The organism is Devosia beringensis (assembly GCF_014926585.1).
Lineage (GTDB): Bacteria > Pseudomonadota > Alphaproteobacteria > Rhizobiales > Devosiaceae > Devosia > Devosia beringensis.
Genome location: NZ_CP045422.1, coordinates 2278598 through 2296088, shown reverse-complemented (window position 1 = coordinate 2296088; position 17491 = coordinate 2278598). Strand labels below are relative to the sequence as shown.

The 17491-nt window shown below is 64.9% G+C and carries 18 protein-coding genes and 2 tRNA genes; 12 read left to right on the top strand and 8 right to left on the bottom strand.

Annotated elements, in window-relative coordinates; all coding sequences use genetic code 11:
- The first annotated feature begins 16 nt into the window (after window positions 1–16).
- Complete coding sequence (locus GDR53_RS11260; RefSeq protein ID WP_193334595.1) at window positions 17–1531, top strand: ATP-binding protein; 1515 nt, start codon at window positions 17–19, stop codon at window positions 1529–1531.
- On the opposite strand, the gene GDR53_RS11255 is transcribed toward GDR53_RS11260, so the two are convergent.
- The gene (locus GDR53_RS11255; protein ID WP_193334594.1) at window positions 1532–2395 is read right to left on the bottom strand and encodes an aldose 1-epimerase family protein; all 864 of its coding nucleotides are present in this window, start codon (window positions 2393–2395) and stop codon (window positions 1532–1534) included.
- Window positions 2396–2456: 61 nt separating this feature from the next.
- Here GDR53_RS11255 and hrpB point away from each other — a divergent pair, with 61 nt between their 5' ends.
- Window positions 2457–4913 (top strand): ATP-dependent helicase HrpB, encoded by a 2457-nt coding sequence (gene hrpB / locus GDR53_RS11250; protein WP_193334593.1) that lies wholly within the window; start codon window positions 2457–2459, stop codon window positions 4911–4913.
- 599 nt (window positions 4914–5512) lie between these two features.
- Here hrpB and msrB read toward each other — a convergent pair.
- A complete protein-coding gene (gene msrB / locus GDR53_RS11245; RefSeq protein WP_193334592.1) occupies window positions 5513–5914 on the bottom strand; it encodes a peptide-methionine (R)-S-oxide reductase MsrB in 402 nt (133 codons plus the stop codon).
- Window positions 5915–6056: 142 nt separating this feature from the next.
- Here msrB and GDR53_RS11240 point away from each other — a divergent pair, with 142 nt between their 5' ends.
- Both GDR53_RS11240 and GDR53_RS11235 read left to right on the top strand, forming a co-directional pair.
- Complete coding sequence (locus GDR53_RS11240) at window positions 6057–6671, top strand: pyridoxamine 5'-phosphate oxidase family protein (RefSeq protein WP_193334591.1); 615 nt, start codon at window positions 6057–6059, stop codon at window positions 6669–6671.
- A gap of 67 nt (window positions 6672–6738) precedes the next feature.
- The gene (locus tag GDR53_RS11235; RefSeq protein WP_193334590.1) at window positions 6739–7536 is read left to right on the top strand and encodes a metallophosphoesterase; all 798 of its coding nucleotides are present in this window, start codon (window positions 6739–6741) and stop codon (window positions 7534–7536) included.
- A 53-nt stretch (window positions 7537–7589) separates the two neighbouring features.
- Here the strand turns inward: GDR53_RS11235 and GDR53_RS11230 are convergent, their stop codons facing one another.
- Window positions 7590–8186 (bottom strand): NADPH-dependent FMN reductase, encoded by a 597-nt coding sequence (locus tag GDR53_RS11230; protein WP_193334589.1) that lies wholly within the window; start codon window positions 8184–8186, stop codon window positions 7590–7592.
- Window positions 8187–8310: 124 nt separating this feature from the next.
- Here GDR53_RS11230 and GDR53_RS11225 point away from each other — a divergent pair, with 124 nt between their 5' ends.
- Both GDR53_RS11225 and GDR53_RS11220 read left to right on the top strand, forming a co-directional pair.
- The gene (locus tag GDR53_RS11225; RefSeq protein WP_193334588.1) at window positions 8311–8712 is read left to right on the top strand and encodes a winged helix-turn-helix transcriptional regulator; all 402 of its coding nucleotides are present in this window, start codon (window positions 8311–8313) and stop codon (window positions 8710–8712) included.
- Between the two features lie 64 nt (window positions 8713–8776).
- Window positions 8777–9601, top strand: coding sequence for a metallophosphoesterase (locus tag GDR53_RS11220; protein WP_193334587.1), 825 nt, complete (start codon window positions 8777–8779; stop codon window positions 9599–9601).
- A gap of 307 nt (window positions 9602–9908) precedes the next feature.
- Here GDR53_RS11220 and GDR53_RS11215 read toward each other — a convergent pair.
- The 3 genes from GDR53_RS11215 to cpdR all read right to left on the bottom strand — a co-directional run bounded on the left by GDR53_RS11215 (window position 9909) and on the right by cpdR (window position 10601).
- Window positions 9909–9983: transfer RNA gene (locus GDR53_RS11215), tRNA-Val, on the bottom strand.
- A 28-nt stretch (window positions 9984–10011) separates the two neighbouring features.
- Window positions 10012–10086 (bottom strand) — tRNA-Val (locus GDR53_RS11210).
- A gap of 155 nt (window positions 10087–10241) precedes the next feature.
- Window positions 10242–10601: a cell cycle two-component system response regulator CpdR gene (cpdR, locus tag GDR53_RS11205; protein ID WP_046105558.1), complete on the bottom strand. Its 360-nt coding sequence runs from the start codon at window positions 10599–10601 to the stop codon at window positions 10242–10244.
- Between the two features lie 193 nt (window positions 10602–10794).
- Here cpdR and GDR53_RS11200 point away from each other — a divergent pair, with 193 nt between their 5' ends.
- Together GDR53_RS11200 and hisN are read left to right on the top strand one after the other, a co-directional pair.
- On the top strand, window positions 10795–11691 hold the full coding sequence (locus GDR53_RS11200) for an N-formylglutamate amidohydrolase (protein ID WP_232846605.1): 897 nt from the start codon (window positions 10795–10797) through the stop codon (window positions 11689–11691).
- Window positions 11692–11797: 106 nt separating this feature from the next.
- Window positions 11798–12586, top strand: coding sequence for a histidinol-phosphatase (gene hisN / locus GDR53_RS11195; RefSeq protein WP_193334585.1), 789 nt, complete (start codon window positions 11798–11800; stop codon window positions 12584–12586).
- 221 nt (window positions 12587–12807) lie between these two features.
- On the opposite strand, the gene dmeF is transcribed toward hisN, so the two are convergent.
- Window positions 12808–13791, bottom strand: coding sequence for a CDF family Co(II)/Ni(II) efflux transporter DmeF (gene dmeF / locus GDR53_RS11185; protein WP_193334583.1), 984 nt, complete (start codon window positions 13789–13791; stop codon window positions 12808–12810).
- Window positions 13792–13805: 14 nt separating this feature from the next.
- Entirely contained in the window at window positions 13806–14084 is a 279-nt protein-coding gene (locus GDR53_RS11180; RefSeq protein WP_193334582.1) for a metal/formaldehyde-sensitive transcriptional repressor, read from the bottom strand.
- Between the two features lie 335 nt (window positions 14085–14419).
- On the opposite strand from GDR53_RS11180, the gene GDR53_RS11175 reads away from it, so the two are divergent.
- From GDR53_RS11175 to GDR53_RS11160, 4 genes are all read left to right on the top strand, one after another.
- The gene (locus GDR53_RS11175; RefSeq protein ID WP_193334581.1) at window positions 14420–15079 is read left to right on the top strand and encodes a CHASE4 domain-containing protein; all 660 of its coding nucleotides are present in this window, start codon (window positions 14420–14422) and stop codon (window positions 15077–15079) included.
- Between the two features lie 54 nt (window positions 15080–15133).
- Window positions 15134–16540, top strand: coding sequence for a putative bifunctional diguanylate cyclase/phosphodiesterase (locus tag GDR53_RS11170; protein WP_193334580.1), 1407 nt, complete (start codon window positions 15134–15136; stop codon window positions 16538–16540).
- Between the two features lie 81 nt (window positions 16541–16621).
- On the top strand, window positions 16622–16975 hold the full coding sequence (locus tag GDR53_RS11165; RefSeq protein ID WP_193338056.1) for an ArsR/SmtB family transcription factor: 354 nt from the start codon (window positions 16622–16624) through the stop codon (window positions 16973–16975).
- Window positions 16965–17474, top strand: a complete 510-nt coding sequence (locus tag GDR53_RS11160) for an SRPBCC domain-containing protein (protein WP_193334579.1) — start codon at window positions 16965–16967, stop codon at window positions 17472–17474. Before GDR53_RS11165 ends, GDR53_RS11160 begins: the two co-directional genes overlap by 11 nt.
- Window positions 17475–17491: the final 17 nt, after the last annotated feature.

Here is a 17491-nt window from a genome sequence, read left to right as displayed (position 1 = left end):
TCCCTCTGGAGACTAGATGAAGGTAGCAATCGACATGGGCATGAGCGCGGGCACCGCGCCCGCCACGCTCGACCTCGAGGAATTGCTCGCCACCCGTCTCCTCGTCCAGGGCAATTCCGGCTCCGGCAAGTCGCACCTGCTCCGGCGCCTGCTCGAACAGTCCGCCCCCTGGGTGCAGCAATGCATCATCGATCCCGAGGGTGATTTCACCACCCTGTCGGAAAAATTCGGCCATCTGGTCATCGACGCCACCCGCACCGAAGCCGAGCTCACCCGTATCGCCGCCCGCGTCCGCCAGCACCGCGTCTCGGTCGTGCTCAACCTCGAAGGCCTCGATGTCGAGCAGCAGATGCGCGCCGCTGCGGCCTTTCTGGGCGGCATGTTCGATGCCGATCGCGACTACTGGTATCCCGTGCTCGTCGTCGTCGACGAGGCCCAGCTCTTTGCCCCCGCCGTGGCCGGCGAAGTCTCCGACGAAGCGCGCAAGCTGTCGCTCGGCGCCATGACCAACCTGATGTGTCGCGGCCGCAAGCGCGGTCTGGCCGGCGTCATCGCCACCCAGCGCCTTGCCAAGCTGGCCAAGAACGTCGCCGCCGAGGCATCCAACTTTCTGATGGGCCGCACCTTTCTCGATATCGACATGGCCCGCGCCGCCGATCTGCTGGGCATGGAAAAGCGCACGGCCGAGCAGTTCCGTGACCTCGCCCGCGGCCATTTCATTGCCCTGGGGCCCGCCATTTCGCGCCGCCCGCTGCCCGTCACCATTGGCGATGTCGAGACCCAGGCCCGCTCCTCCAGCCCCAAGCTGACCCCGCTGCCCGAGGCCCCGCTCGACGCGGCTGACCTGATCTTTACCGCCTCGGCCGACGAAATCGCCCGTCCGGTTGTGCGCCGCCCGCCCCCGCCGGCGCCGCCCTCGACCAATGAGCTGCTGGCCCAGCTGTCGCGCGCCCGCCCGCCCGAAGTCGAGGCGCCGCCGCAATCGCTCTTCCCCGAAATCGACCAGGCCGAGCACGATAGCCAGATAGAGGCCATCATGGCCGAGCTCTTGGGCGATCCCGATGCCAGCTTCCGCACCGTGGCCGTGCTCTATCAGGATTTCCTGGTGCGCTGCCGCATCCGCCGCGTGCCGGGCGAGCCGCCGGCTCTGCCCGCCTTCAAGCGCCTGCTGGCGGTGGCCCGCGTCGCTCCCGACAGCGAAACCGTGCAGTCCGAAGGCTGGCAGCAGGCTCTGACCCTGTCGCAGACCCTCTCCGACGACGTCCAGGGCGTCTTCCTCGTGCTGGCCCAGGCCGCCCTCAGCGGCGCCGCCTGCCCCTCCGACGCGACCCTGGCACGCCTCTATGGCACCCATTCGGCCAGCCGCGCCCGGCGCCTGCTGACCTGGTTCGAGGAACGCGGCCTGCTCGTGGTCCGGCTCGACTTCCGCAACAACCGCGTCGTCGCCTTCCCCGATCTCAATGCCGAAACCGCCCCCGGCGACCCCAACGGCCCCGACCCGATCATCGCGGAACGCGGCGCGGCGGAATAGCTACCCCACCATCTCCGCCTTGAACCGGTAAAGCCCCGACGAGCCCGGCCCCAGCACCTCCCCATAGGGCCGCTCGGCCAAGTCATCGCTGCCGCCCATTTCGGCCGCCGTGCCATGCCAGGGCTCAAGGCAGATGAAGGGCGCGCCCGGCTTGCTCCACAGCGCCAGATTGGGCAGGTTTTCCCAGGTGAAGTGGATGGCCTTGTCTGCCGTGCCATAGCGCAGCCCCGCCCCCGCCCCGTCGGGAAACAGCATGGCGTCGCTGGCGAACAATTCATGGTCCAGCACCAGCCTGCCATCCACAAAGGGCGAAGCCAGCTTTTCCGGTTTCACCAGCCCACCCGAGAGCCGCACCAAAGCCGGCGCATGGCCATTGTCGAGCACCACGCTATGGCTCTGCCCCTCGCAGCCCGGCAGCGGCCAGACAAAGGCCGGGTGAAAGCCGATACCGAACGGCATCAGGCTGTGGCCGCTATTATGCACTTCCGCCGTCACCTGCACCGCCCTTCCCACCAGCCGGTGTTCAAGGCTCAGCGTGAAATCAAACGGATAGACCGTGCGGCTCGACAGGCTCGATTTCAGCTCGAACCGGCAGAAATCCGCCCCCTGCTCGGCGAGCTCGAACTGGCTGCGCCGGGCAAAGCCGTGCTGGCCCATCGGAAAGCGCTGGCCGTCGATGCTGATATGGTCGTCCGGCGCCTTGCCCACCATGGGAAACAGCACCGGCGAGCGCCCCGCCCAGAAGGCCGCATCGCCATCCCACAGCCAGCTCTGGCCGTCGCTGGTGACGATCGACTGCATCTCTGACCCCAAGGGGGATACCGTCACGCTCAGGTGCTCATTGCCGATCTCGATTAACTGCATGCAGCGCGCCCCAAACCACGTCTCTCTTGCCCTACACTCGCTGATCCGCCATGAACCGGCAATGCCCGCACCCCTGCCCCCACTACCAATTGATGACGCCCTGCCGGCCCTGCACGCCGCGCTCATGGCCGGCCCCTATGCCGTGCTCGTCGCCCCGCCCGGCGCCGGCAAGACAACGCGGGTCCCGCTGGCTTTGCTCGACGCGCCCTGGCGCGGGGATGGCCGCATCATCATGCTCGAGCCGCGCCGCCTCGCCGCCCGCGCCGCTGCCGGCCAGATGGCGCGCCTGCTCGGCGAGGAAGTTGGCCAGACCGTGGGCTATCGCGTCCGCATGGATACAAAAGTTTCCGCCCGCACCCGCATCGAGATCGTCACCGAGGGCGTCTATACCCGCCTGCTGCTCGACGATCCCGAACTCACCGGCATCGCCGCTGTTTTGTTCGACGAATTCCACGAACGCAGTCTCGATGGCGATCTCGGCCTCGCTTTGACGCTCGACGCCGCCGCCCTCCGCCCCGATCTGCGCGTCCTGGTCATGTCGGCAACCATTGACGGCGCCCGCGTCGCCCGCCTGCTGGGGGACGCGCCCGTCATCGAGAGCCTGGGTCGCGCCTTTCCCGTCGAAACCCTGCACCGCGAACCCGATCCGCTGCAGCGCCTCGACGATCAGGTCACCGCCGCCGTTCTCGCCGCTTTGCGCGAGCACGAAGGCTCGGCTCTGGTCTTCCTGCCAGGCCAGGGCGAGATCACAAGGGTGGCCGAGCGCCTCGCCGCCCGCGTCTCCGCCGATACCGATATTGCCCCGCTTTATGGCCAGCTGACGCCGGCCGAGCAGGATCGCGCCATCCGCCCCGCCGAGCCCGGCCGCCGCAAGATCGTACTCGCCACCTCCATCGCCGAAACCTCGCTGACCATCGATGGCGTCCGCATCGTCGTCGATTCCGGCTTCCGCCGCGTTCCGGTCTATGATCCCGGCACCGGCCTCACCACGCTCGATACCGCCCGCGTCTCGCGTGCCGGCGCCGACCAGCGCCGCGGCCGCGCCGGTCGCACCGCCCCGGGCGTCTGCATTCGCCTGTGGAACCAGGGCCAGACCGCCGCGCTCGCCCCCTTCGACACGCCCGAAATCCTCGCCGCCGACCTCGCCAATCTCGTGCTTGATCTCGCGAGCTGGGGCGTCAGCGACCCTGCTGCCCTGCCCTTCCTCGATCCCCCGCCCGCCCCCGCTTGGGCCGAAGCCGTGGCTTTGCTGCAGCGGCTGGAGGCGATCGACGCCGGCGGTCACCTTACCGCCGACGGCAAGGCCCTGGCCCGCCTGCCGCTGCATCCGCGCCTTGCCCATATGGTGGTGGCCGCTGCAGCTGAGGACGACGCGCTTACCGCCGCGGAACTGGCCGTGCTGATCGGCGAACGCGGCCTTGGCGGCGACGGTACGGATTTGAACCACCGCCTCGACCGTTTCCGCCGCGACACCGGCAAGCGCGCCAGTGATGCGCGCCAGCTGGCCCAGCGCTGGGCCAAACTGGCCGGTGGCGGCCGCGGCGGCAATCTGCCCGCCGGCCATCACCTCGCCCGCGCCTTTCCCGACCGTGTCGCCCAGGCCGCCGGCCCGCGCGGCAAGTTCCGCTTGGCCAATGGCCGCCAGGCCAGCCTCGAACTCACCGACGCCCTCGCCAACCAGGCGTTCCTCGTCGTCACCGACATTACCGGCGCCGCTGCCTCAGGCCGCATCCGCGCCGCCGTGGCCCTCGATCGCGCCGATCTTGAAACCCTCTTTGCCCACCGCATCAACAGCGCCACCACTTTGGGCTTTGATGCCGCTTCGGCCAGCGTGCGCGCCCGCCGCACCCGCCAACTCGACGCGCTCAAGCTGGCCGACGAACCCGTGCCCGTCGATGATGCCCAGGCCGCCGCCCTGCTGCTGGCCGAAGCCGCCGCCCGCCGCGGCATTGATCTCCTGCCCTGGAGCCGCGACCAGGCCGCCTGGCGCGCCCGCGCCGGCTTCCTGCATGCCACCCTGGGCGACGACTGGCCCGATCTCAGCGCCGACGCCCTCGCACCCACCGTCGCCGACTGGCTCGCCCCCGCCCTCTATGGCCTCACCAAACTTTCCGAGATCACCGGCGAAGAGCTGCGCACCGCGCTCGACCTGCTGCTGCCCTTTGCCCGCCGCCAGGAGATCGAGGCGCTGCTGCCCAGCCATTTCACCGCCCCCACCGGCAATGGCGTGCCCATCGACTACGCCGCCGAAGGCGGCCCGGCCATCGAGATCCGCGTCCAGGAACTGTTCGGCCTCACCCGCCACCCCACCATCGCCCAGGGCCGCATCCGCCTTGTGCTGATTCTGCTCTCGCCGGCCCATCGCCCGATCCAGACCACCCGCGACCTGCCCGGCTTCTGGGCCGGCTCCTGGGCCGATGTCGCCAAAGACCTCAAGGGCCGCTATCCCCGCCACCCCTGGCCCGACGACCCCGCCAAAGCCCGTCCCACCGCCCGCGCCAAGCCCCGCGGCACCTGAGTGGAGCCCTTTCTTCCCTCTCCCGCCTGCGGGAGAGGGTGGCTCGCGCCCAGCGCGAGACGGGAGAGGGGTGCCGCCAGCGCTCAGCGGCGGGTCAAATGCTAAAGGAAAGATTTCCAAAATAAGGTCGCACTGGCAAAAGTCATAATAAGCAAACTAGCCAAATACAAAAATACCAGACGATAAAACAAAAATGAGTTCCGAGCCCTGATAATAACGCCTGACCGCCCCTCTATTTTCCCCGACTTAAACGCACCATAGAGCACGGGGCATATGTAAATAAAACACCATATGGTCACGACAAATACTAACAAGGCTACAGACCAGGATGGCATCAGAGATCCAACAAAAATGAATCAAGATTCATCAAAATGTTAGATTGTATAGCGTGCATTTATAGACCGTGGGGCGCCCCAAAAAAAGCCCCGGATCGCTCCGGGACTTCTCGTTAGGGAGGCACCTAACTGGTCGAGTTTCTGGTTCGCATGAGGCGAAAATGCCCGTTTCCGAGAACCGGACCGCAGCGTACTTGAGTACGTGAGGACCGGAAGCGCAGGAGACGGGCATTTGCAGGCCAAGCGGGCCAGAAAATCGGCTGGTTAGGCAGGGATGAAATTCAGCGCCACGCCATTGATGCAATAGCGCAGGCCGGTGGGTGGCGGACCGTCGGGGAAGACGTGCCCCAGATGGCTGCCGCAGGTGGCGCAATGGCATTCGGTGCGCACCATGCCCAGGCTGCGGTCTTCGGTATTTTCCACCGAGCCGGGCAGCGGGTCGTTGAAACTCGGCCAGCCGGTGCCGCTTTCGAACTTGAGGGTCGCCTCAAACAGCGGGCTGTCGCAGCCCGCGCAGGTAAAGGTGCCCTGCCGCGTCTCGTGCAGCAGCGCGCAGCTACCCGGCCGTTCCGTGCCGTGCTGGCGCATCACCTGATACTGTTCCGGCGTCAGCTTGGCGCGCCATTCCGCATCGCTGCGGGTTACCTTGAAAGCATGGGCATCCATGGCCTTACTCCTTTTGTCGCCGTGTCATTCGTTCGCAATATAGGGTCAGTTACACCAGCCACCTAGTGCAAGCTGCATCACTTCGGGCGGAACCGATGCCGCGGGGCATCGGCCCGGCCTCCACGATCAAGAGTTCACTGCCATGACTTATCTGACCTCACTTGCCCAGCTCGAAGCGCTCTACCTGCCGGCGCCGGGCCCTGCCTCCATGGTCAAGGTGGCTCACACCATGACCCCGCACTATCGTCGCCTCGTCGAGGCCAGCCCCTTTGCCGCCCTCGCCACCATCGGCCCGGAGGGCATTGACTGCTCCCCGCGCGGCGACCAGCCCGGCTTTGTCCGCGTGCACGATGACACCACGCTGATGATGCCCGATCGCCGCGGCAATAACCGCATCGATTCGTTGCGCAATATCCTGGCCGACCCGCGCTGCGCCTTCCTCTTCCTGCTGCCCGGCTCGGGCACCACCTTCCGCGCCAATGGCCGGGCCCGCATCAGCGTCGACGCGGCGCTGCTCGAGAGCTTTGCCGTCGACGGCAAGGCGCCGCGCTCGGTCATCGTGATGGAAATCGACGAACTCTATTTCCAGTGCGCCCGCGCCATCGTTCGCTCCGAGCTGTGGAATCCGGCCAGACACATCGATCCCGCCACCCTGCCGACGCCCGGCGAAATCCTCGCCGCCATGACCCATGATCAGGTCGGTGGCCGAAGCTACGACGAGGCCTGGCCGGAACGGGCCAGGCAAACCATGTGGTGACATCGAATCGTCACCCGACGGTCATCTGCATCCCCTAGGACGCCTCGAACATTTTTGAGAGGCTGAAATGACGCTGAAATTCATCATCATGAGCGATCTGCACCTGGTGCCCGAGGGCCAGACGTCGATCACGCTGGACACCAGTGCGCGCCTTGAGCAGGCGGTGGACGCGGTCCTCGCCCGCCATGCCGATGCTGCCTTCTGCATCCTGGCCGGTGACCTGGCCGATCACGGCGAGGCCGCTGCCTATAGCCGGCTCAAGACCATCATCGCCCGCCTGCCCATCCCGGTGCATATCACCCTGGGCAATCACGATGACCGCCCGACTTTCCTCGACGTCTTTGGCGCCGACCATGCCGCCGAGACCGGCCATGTCGACAAGGTTATCGACGCCGAGGGCTATCGCATCATCCTGCTCGATTCCTCCGAGCCCGGCCGCGTCGATGGCGTGCTGGAAGAAGTGCAGCTCGACTGGCTGCGCGCCCGCCTCGCCGAAGCCATGGACCGCCCTGTCATCGTCGTGCTGCACCACAATGCCAACGCGCTGCACATCCACTCCGACACCATCCGCATCCTGGAGCCCGATGCCTTTATCGAAGCCCTTAAGACCCATCCCGATATCCGCCAGGTCATTGCCGGCCATGTGCACCTGACCTCGACCGCCATGTGGCGCGGCCTGCCCTTCACCACCCTGGCGGGCGGCCACTATTCGGTGGATTTCTCGGTCGATCACCCCAAGGCCCCGATGCGCCACATCAGCGGCCCCGGCCAGATGGCCGTCGTCGTCGGCACGCCCGATCGCACAACGGTCCTGTTCGACGATTTCATCGACGGCAATGCCGACATCATCTGGCCTGCCGCCTGAGCCAATGGTCCTGGCCGGCAGCACCCGGCCGGGACCGTTGACGCCACCCGTCCCTAGGCGGCGGCCTTCTGGGCCTCCAGCTCGCGGCCGGTCTTGAGCGTCTGGGCATACCAGGCCAGCTCGTCCAGCATCGTCACCACAGTGGGCGCCAGATAGGGGTAATCGGCAAAATCCTTGCCGTCGCGGATCAGGCCCATGAAGGGCTCCATATTGATATGCACGGCCCGGTTCAGGGGCACCATGCTCAGTTCCACCACGATTTGCCGCAGATGTTCGACCGCCCTTGCCCCGCCCACCGCGCCATAGCCGACAAAGGCGGCGGGCTTGCGTGCCGACTCGGCGAACACAAAGTCGAGCGCATTCTTGATCACCCCCGATACCGAGTGGTTGTACTCCGCCGTCACGAACACATAGCCGTCCAGCTCGGCCAGCTTGCCGGACCACTTCCGGGCCTCAGGCGTGTCGATCGGCACGAAGCGCGGCGAGGCGATATAGTCAAAGAACGGCAGCGGATAGTCGCGCAGGTCGACAATCTCGGTCTCGATATCAGTGCGGCTGGCGGCCTGTTCAGCCACCCAGCGCGCCACCCGTTCGCCGAAACGCCCTTCGCGGGTGGTGGAAATAATAATGCCGATGCGGGGTTTGCTCATGGGAGGCAGTCTCTTTTGTGGAGTGAGGATGGATTCGGTATCTAGTAACAGAACGTAACTGACACTATATTCGATACTGTCCGCCGACCCGCAAGACGGCACTTTTCTTGACCTGAGGCACCAGATGGAAACCCCGTACACGCCGACGAAACAGCCCAAAACCTTCGCCGAATGCTCCCACGTCGCCGTGCCGATGATCGAAATCCTCGGCCGCATCAGCGGACGCTGGTCGCTCTACATCATCATGTCGCTGATGAGCGGACCGATGCGCTTTTCCGAACTCAAGCGTCAGGTCGAGGGCATCTCCCAGAAGATGCTGACCCAGACGCTGCGCGAACTCGAGGAAGACGGCATTGTGCATCGCACGGTCACCCCCATCATCCCGCCGCGCGTCGATTATGAGCTGACCGAAATGGGTCGCGAACTCCAGGCGCCGCTTGCCGCCATCAGCGACTGGACACACCGCAATGGCGACCGCGTTGCCGAAGCCCGCGACCGCTACGCGATCCGCCGCAAGGCCGCCTGACCGACCGTCACAACCGCTTCATCCAGCGCCTTTAGGAGAGCGTCAAACAATCCGAGAGGCCAAGATGACACTCAAATTCGTCGTGATGAGCGACCTGCATGTGATGCCCAAGGGCGAGCTGTCGATGACGCTTGATACCGGCGCCCGGCTCGAAGAAGCCATCAATGCCGTGGTCGAGCGCTATGCCGATGCCGATTTCTGCATTCTCGCTGGCGACCTAGCCGATCTCGGCCAGCCGGAAGCCTATGAGTATCTCAAGGCCATCATCGCCCGCCTGCCCATCCCGGTGCATATCACCCTGGGCAATCATGACCGCCGCCCGGCCTTTCTCGAGGTCTTCGGCGACGATTTCGCCATCGAGACCGGCAAGGTCGACAAGGTCATCGACATCAAGGGCTACCGCATCATCCTGCTCGATTCGTCCGAACCGGGCCGCGTCGATGGCGTATTGGAGGCGGTCCAGCTTGATTGGCTGCGCGCCAGGCTGGCCGAAGCCATGGATCGGCCGGTTATCGTGGTGCTGCATCACAACGCCAATGCCCTCCATATCCGCTCCGACGACATCCGCATGCTCGAGCCCGCCGACTTCATCGCCGCGCTCAAGACCCATCCCGACATCCGCCAGGTCATCGCCGGCCACGTCCACATCACCTCGACGGCGAGCTGGCATGGCCTGCCCTTTACCACTCTGGCCGGCGGCCACTATTCGGTGAGCTTCAACGTCGACCAGCCCGAAGCGCCGATCCGCCGCATCGACGGCCCCGGCCAGATGGCGGTGGTCATCGGCACGCCCGACCGCACCACGGTCCTGTTCGAGGATTTCATCGACGGCAACGCCACCATCGGCATGATCGAAGGCCCCCGCGTTGTCCGCCAGGCCGCGGAATAATCCGCACATCGGCACCGAAAAGCAGAAAGCCCGATCTCACGATCGGGCTTTTTCAGATCTTCTGGCGGGCACGAATTTCAACTTCACGATCTCGCAGTCGGCATTTTCGTGAGGCGGAGTCGAAAAGGGCGATTCCGACCCGCCCGCGCAACGTCATCGGCGGGCACCATTTCCTTCAGTTTTGATCTGGGGTGAGTCGAAAACAGGTATGGCCGAGACCCAGCGCGCAGCGTGCGTTCGGCACGTGAGCACCGGAAGCGCAGCAATGTGGTATTTGCAGACCGCCTTCACCGGGAGCGAAGGCGAATGGTGGGAGTAACAAGGATTGAACTTGTGACCCTTCGCGTGTGAAGCGAATGCTCTCCCGCTGAGCTATACTCCCGTCGCCAAAGGCGAAGTATTCAGAGAGATGGTGGGCGTAACAAGGATCGAACTTGTGACCCCCTCGATGTCAACGAGGTGCTCTCCCGCTGAGCTATACGCCCATCTCTCCGGGAAGGCAGCGCCGTTAAGCCCTGCCAGTGGCGCGGATAGACCATAAAACCCGCGGGGGGGTCAAGGGGTCAATCGAACTTGTGCTGCAAGTTCTCAGTTCATGTGGAAACCAGCGGCCCCGAGGCGGCCGCCGCAGTAGAGTTTCCTAAGCGGCTAAGAGCCGCTCAACCTCATTGACAAGGTCTTTCAAGTGGAACGGCTTGCTCAGCACCGAGGCATCCTTGGGCGCGTCGCTGTCGGGGTTCAGCGCCACCGCGGCAAAGCCGGTGATGAACATCACCTTGAGGTCGGGGTCCAGTTCGGTGGCGCGGCGCGCCAGCTCGATGCCGTCCATTTCCGGCATCACGATATCGGAGAGAAGCAGCGAGAACGGCTCTTCGCGCAGCCGCTCATAGGCACTGAGCCCGTTGTCGAACGACACCACTTCATAGCCGGCATTCTTGAGGGCCCGCGTCAGAAACTGGCGCATGTCATTATCGTCTTCAGCGAGCAGAATTCGCTTCATCATCTCTCTCCGGCCGTCGGGCGTGAGTCGCACTCTAGCCCGCGATGCTTAAGGCAAGTTTGCACTTCTGCAAATCAGGTCCGATTCTCGTTGGCAATATATGCAGAATGTGGACAACGCCGTCACAAACGGCGACACTGTATCAACACAGTCACAGGTGCGCCGCGTTGAGGCGCAAGTTCGGGGAAACAGCGTGCGGTCTGACTATTGGGATCAGCCGGCATTCGAGACCATCAGGCCACGCCGCCTCCTCTCGCCCGTCGTGTTCAATTCCCCCCATTCCGGCCGCGTCTATCCCGAACGCTTCCTCGCCATGACCCGGCTTGATCACCTCTCCATCCGCCAGTCCGAGGATGCCTGGGTCGACGAGCTCTTCGCCCGCGCGCCCCATGTCGGCGCCCCGCTGTTGCGCGCCCATTTCCCCCGCGCCTATCTCGACGTCAATCGCGAGCCATGGGAACTCGATCCCACCATGTTTGTCGAGCCGCTGAGCGATCGCTTCAATACCACCTCGCCCCGCGTTGCCGCCGGGCTGGGCACGCTGGCCCGCGTCGTTGCCGAGAACAAGCCCATCTATCGCGACCGGCTGACGCTGGACGATGCGCGCATGCGCATCGAAGGCATCTACCATCCCTATCACGCCGCCCTGCAGCGCCTGCTCAGCGAAGCTGTCAATGCCTTTGGCGTGGGCCTGCTGATCGATTGCCATTCCATGCCGCGCATCGCCCGCACCAATGATCGGGCCGCGCCCGATATCGTACTGGGCGACCGCTACGGTACCACCTGCGCCCCCGCCCTCGTCGATCTGGTGGAAACCATCTTCACCAGCGCCGGCTTGCGGGTCGCGCGCAACCGCCCCTATGCCGGTGGCTTTGCCACCCGCACTTATGGCCGCCCCCAGCATGGCATTCATGCCCTGCAGATCGAAATCAGCCGGCACCTCTACATGAACGAGGTGACCCTGACCAAGACCGACAATTTCGACGCCATCCGCCAGATCATGGAGCGGCTGATCTTTGCCTTGGTCGGGCTCGATCTGGTCTCGCTGGTCGGCAACCAGGCCCTGCCGGAAAAGGCCGCGGCCGAGTAGCCAGCGGTATAGCCAGCCGCACGTTCTTTCAGTAGACCTCTGGGGTGAGCCTGTCGAACCACGAGGTCGTGGCGCGGTGTTGGCCCCTTCTGATGCGACACGCCCCATGACCCTCGATATCGCCAGGATCCAGGCCACTTTGCTGGCCGCCGCCGATGCCGCCGCCGCCATCACACTGCCCTTGTTCCGCACCGATCTGGGCGTCGACAACAAGCTGGCTGCCGGCTTTGATCCAGTCACCGAGGCCGATCGCGGCGCCGAAACCGCCATCCGCGCCGTCATCGGCAATGCCTTTCCCGAGCACGCCATCATCGGCGAGGAATGGGGCAATTCCGGCCAGGGTGACTATACCTGGATCATCGACCCGGTCGACGGCACCCGCGCCTTCATCACCGGCGCGCCCGTCTGGGGCACGCTGATCGGCTTTGCGCATAACGGCATTGCCATTGCCGGCCTGATGAGCCAGCCCTTTATCGGCGAGACTTTCCTCGCCACCCCCGCCGGCGCCACCTATACCCGCAACGGTGTCACCCAGCCGCTGCGCACCTCCGGCCTCACCACCCTGGCCGCCGCCCGCGTCTTCACCACCACGCCATCGCTGTTCCGCACGCCCGAGCTCATGGCCAAGTGGAGCGCCATCGAGTCCGCCACCCGCCTGCAGCGCTTCGGCCTCGACTGCTACGGCTATGCCCTGCTCGCGGCCGGCCATGCCGACCTCGTCATCGAGCCCTTCCTCAACACCTATGACATCGCCGCTCTGGTCCCCATCATCCGCCAAGCCGGCGGCGCCGTGGCCTGCTGGGATGGCAGCGAACCCACCGGCGGCGGCAACGTCATCGCCGCGGCCACGCCGGCACTACTGCAAGAGGCGCTGGCCCTGGTCAACGCCAGCTAGGCATTGCTAACCCACGTCCAGTTCAACCGTGAAGCCCCCGGCGATCAGTCGCCTACCATCGAAAACGGGTTCTTCATCTACCGTTGCCTGAATGCGCGGATCGACCGCAACGGCCTTGACGCCCAGATCCCGCACCGCGCGACTTGGCCATTCGGCCTCAAAGCCGGCGGACGATCAGCGCCCCCGGCTCAGGGTTCCCGCCTCATATGCCGCTCACGGCGCTAGGCACGCCGATGCGCCTCGACGGTGAGATGGGAGAGGTCATGAATATGCGCGAGCCGGGCGTGGTAGACGTCCGGCGCCTGCACCTGTCCCGCGTCGAGCCTGACAATGGCGCCAAAATGCCCCGGCCCGAGGCGCCAGATATGCAGGTCGGTTACCGTATCCCCGTCCACCTCGACGGCCGCGCGGATTTCTGCCGGCAGGTCTTCATCGGCAGGGACGTAATCCAGCAGCGAGCCACCGGCCTGCTTGATCAGGCCCCAGGACCAGCGGGCGATCACCAGGCCACCGACAATGCCCATGACCGGGTCCAGCCACAGCCAGCCATAGAGGCTGCCAAACACCAGGGCAGCAATGGCCAGTATTGAGGTGAGGGCGTCGGCCAGCACGTGCAGATAGGCCGCGCGCAGGTTCAGATCCTGCCCCCCTGCTGGCTTGCCGGCATGATGCTCATGGCCATGATCATGGGCGTGACCATGATCGTGATGGTCGTGGCCATGCGAATGGCCGTGATGCCCGTGATGGGCATGATCTTCCCGCAACAGCCAGGCACAGACCAGGTTGACCGTCAGCCCGATGACCGCGACCAGGATCGCCTGCTCAAAGTTGATCGCCACGGGGCTGCCGAGCCGCACAAAGCTCTCATAGCCGATCAGGAGCGCGATCAAGGCCAGCACGACCGCGCTGGCAAAGCCCGCCAGATCACCAAACTTGCCCGTGCCGAAGCTGAAGCGCGGATTGTGGGCATTCCGCCGGGCATAGCGATAGGACAGGGCAGCGATCAGCATGGCGCCGGCATGGGTGGACATGTGCCAGCCATCGGCCGTCAGCGCCATCGAGCCGAAAAGGCTGCCGGCGGCGATTTCGACCACCATCATCGTGGCAGTCAGGCCGATGACCAGCCAGGTGCGCCGTTCGTTGCGGTCGTGGCCGCTTCCCAGGAACACGTGATCATGCGGCGCCGGAAATGCTTGCTCAGTCATGTCGGTATCCTGCTTCACTTGAGATAGCTGCGCACGACCGCGATGAGGTCGGCTGCCCCCTTGGCCTTGCTGGCATCGGGTTCGTTCTGGGGATCCACAACATGGTGGATGATATGGTCCTCGATCAGCTCGACGGTGAGGCCATTGAGCGCCCCGCGCACTGAGGCCAGCAATTGCAGGACATCGCCGCACTCGACCTCGGCCTCCAGCGCGCGCTCCACCGCTTCCATCTGCCCCTTGAGGCGACGGACGCGGGCAAGCAGCCGGCTCTTTTCCGTGATCATATGTGACATGGCGCCTCCTGTAGGTAGCATAGGGGGGTACCCTATAAAAGTCCAGCCATATCGTCTGCAGTTCAAGCGCGGCGCCGGGACAATTTACCCGCCCACCAGTGGGACAATGCCGCCGCCCGGGTCTCCAACTTCCCCGTCAAGACGGACGACGGCCCTGCCCCAGCGCCGTATTCGAGGATGGGGCCACACTCTCGCCTCAGCCAATTTCCACCGGCGCAGTGAACGATTGCATCATAACTGCATGCTAATCTGCCGCCATGACATCCGCCCGTCCTCAATCATCGCGCTCTGTGTCGAGCCCCCTGGTTTGGCTCCTGCTTGTCTTTGGCATAGCCATGATGCTGGCGGTTGCCTTCGGAACCTGGTGGGCCGCCGGGCGGATTGACGCCTGGGCAGATGCCCAGGAGCGCCAATCGGTCACCGCTGGCCTGGATCAGGAAAAAGACAGGCTCACGACCGAGCAGGACAGTACCGCCGTCTGGGACGAGGCCGTCTTGCGGCTAGAGGCCAACGACCAGCCCTGGATTGCCGACAATCTCGTCGATTGGATGAGCCAGTATTACGGCCATGACCGCGTCTATGTCATCGCCCCGGACGACCATGTCGTTCGTGCGGCAGACCAGGGGCAATATGCTGGCCAGTCGGTCAATCCTGCGGACCAAGCCGTTCTTGCCGGCCTGCTTGCCGAATTCCGGGCGCGCGTCGCCCTGGCGTCAACCCAGCAGGATGGCGCGACAGCATCGCCCGTCGATCGCGGCCTGCTCGACACCGTGATCCTGGGTGATGGTCACCTGGCCTATCTCAGCCTGCGACCGGTCGTGCTGACATCTGACGCGGACAAGCCGGTCACCGACGACGCCTTCCTGCATGTCTCGGTCAAGCTCGTCTCCGCAGACATGCTCGACGAGGTCGGCACGCGTTTCGGCCTTGATGACCTTCGCGTGGTTGCCCGAAACGGGGCGCCCTCGACGCTTCCGGTGCTCAACAATGTCTGACGGGTAATTGCCGTGCTGGGGTGGAAGCCACAGCACCCGGTCCTCGAGCTCCTGGTGGAAACTGCGCCGGCCACCCTGGGCGTCTTTGCTTTGGGCCTGGCCAGCCTGCTCGCCTTGATCGCCTGGCTGCACCGCATGACCCTGCGGCTCGAGATCGCCCAGGATCAGACGACCTATCTGTCGCTGCACGATCCGCTCACCGGCATTGCCAATCGCGCGCTGTTTGAATCGCGCCTCAACGAGGCCATGGCCTATCAATACCTGGCGCCCACCAAGGTCGCGCTGGTCTCCATCGATCTGGACGGCTTCAAGGAGGTCAACGACACCCTTGGCCACGCTGCGGGTGATGATCTGATCCGCCAGGTGGCGCGGCGCCTTGCCTTTGCCCTGCCCGAAGAGGCGACCCTTGCCCGCGTGGGCGGCGACGAATTTGCCCTGGTGCAGCCGGGCATGATCAGCGAAGGCCAGGCACGCTGGATCTGCGAGGGCCTGATCCGCGCCCTGCATGACCCCTTTGTCCTGGGCGGCGAGACCGTCGAGGTCACGGCCAGTTTCGGCGTCTCGCTGGAGGACGGCCGGGAGGTGACGGCGGCGGAGATGTTCCGGCGCGCCGACGTGGCGCTCTATGCCGCCAAGGCCGAGGGCCGCAACCGGCTCAAGCTTTACGATCCACAGATGGACGCTTCCCGCCGCGAAAAGCGCATGCTCGAGATTGACCTGCGCAATGCCCTGATCACCGGCGCGGGCCTGTTCGTGCTCTATCAGCCCATCTTCAGCGCCCGGACCGGCGCCATTGTCGGCGCCGAGGCGCTTGTCCGCTGGAAACATCCCCAGCGCGGCCTGCTGTCACCCGACAAGTTCATCGCCCTGGCCGAGGAAACCGGCATCATCAACCAGCTCGGCGAATGGGTGCTGGAACAGGCTTGCCGCACCGCGGTCGAGTCCGACCTGCTCTGGATCGCCGTCAACATCTCCCCCGTGCAGATGCGTCACCAGGCCTTCGGCAGCCGCGTCAGCGACGTGCTCAACAAGACCGGACTGCCCGCAAAACGGCTTGAGCTCGAGATCACCGAGGGCGTGCTGCTGCAGCATTCCCCCCAGATCGAGATCACCCTGGCGCGGCTGCAGGAAATGGGCATCCGCATCGCACTCGACGATTTCGGCACCGGCTACTCGTCCATCAGCTATCTGCGTACCTACAATATCGACAAGCTCAAGATCGACCAGTCTTTCACCCGTCTCATGGGCAGTGACGAGGTGACGCGCACCATCGTGCAGTCCGTCATCCAGATGGCCGATGCCCTGGGCATCGATGTGACCGCCGAAGGCGTGGAAGACGAAAGCCAGCGCCTGATGCTGGCCAAGCTGGGCTGCACCCAGCTCCAGGGCTTCTTGCTCTCCCGACCAGTCACCGCGGAAAAGCTGACCGAGCTGCTGCTGCAGCAGCGCGCGGCCGCCTGACATCCCCTAGGCCAGTCGCCATTCCCGCCGTCTTACGCCTCTCCCCTTGCCTTTCGCTCGCAGATCGATATAGTGAACCACATGGTTCAGTTTCAGCAAGCCACCTTTGATACCTCATTCGCCGCGCTCTCGGATGCAACCCGGCGGGGCGTGCTCGAGCAGCTCGCGCGCGCCGATGCCTCGATCAGCGAACTGGCCGCGACCTTCCGCATGACCCTGACGGGCATGAAAAAGCATATCGGTGTGCTCGAACGGGCGGGGCTCGTCACCACGCAGAAGATCGGGCGCGTGCGCACCTGCCGGCTCGGTATCAGCCGCCTCGAGCAGGAGGCGGCCTGGATCGAGCAGTACCGCCAGCTTTGGGATGCCCGTTTCGACCAGCTCGACCGGGTTGTCGAAGAACTCAAACGCAAGGAGAAGACTGATGGACAATAACCAGGACAATGCGGCGGCCCCGGTCGATGGCCGCACCACGGTGAAGCGGCTATCCGATCGCGAGATCGCGGTGACGCGCAGCTTCGATGCACCCGCGCGGATTGTCTTTGAGGCCTGGAGCAATCCCGAACTGTTCGCGCGCTGGTGGGTGCCCAAATCCCTGGGCCTGTCGTTGCGCTCCTGCCAGATGGATGTGCGCACCGGTGGCAGCTACCGCCTCGAATTCGGCGAGGACCCCGACACCATCTCGGCCTTTTTCGGCCGCTATATCGACGTGGTGCCGCCGGCGCGGATCGTCTGGAGCAATGACGAAGGCGAGAACGGCGCCATCTCCACGGTGACCCTGGTGGAAACGGGCGGCAAAACACTGCTGACCTTCAGCGAAGTCTATCCCAGCAAGCAGGCGCTCGATGACTCCCTGGGCGGCATGGATGGCGCAGCCGAACAGTTCGTCCAGCTCGACGCCCTGCTCGCCACCCTGGCCGCCAGCAACGCCTGACCCAGGCAAGGGAAGAA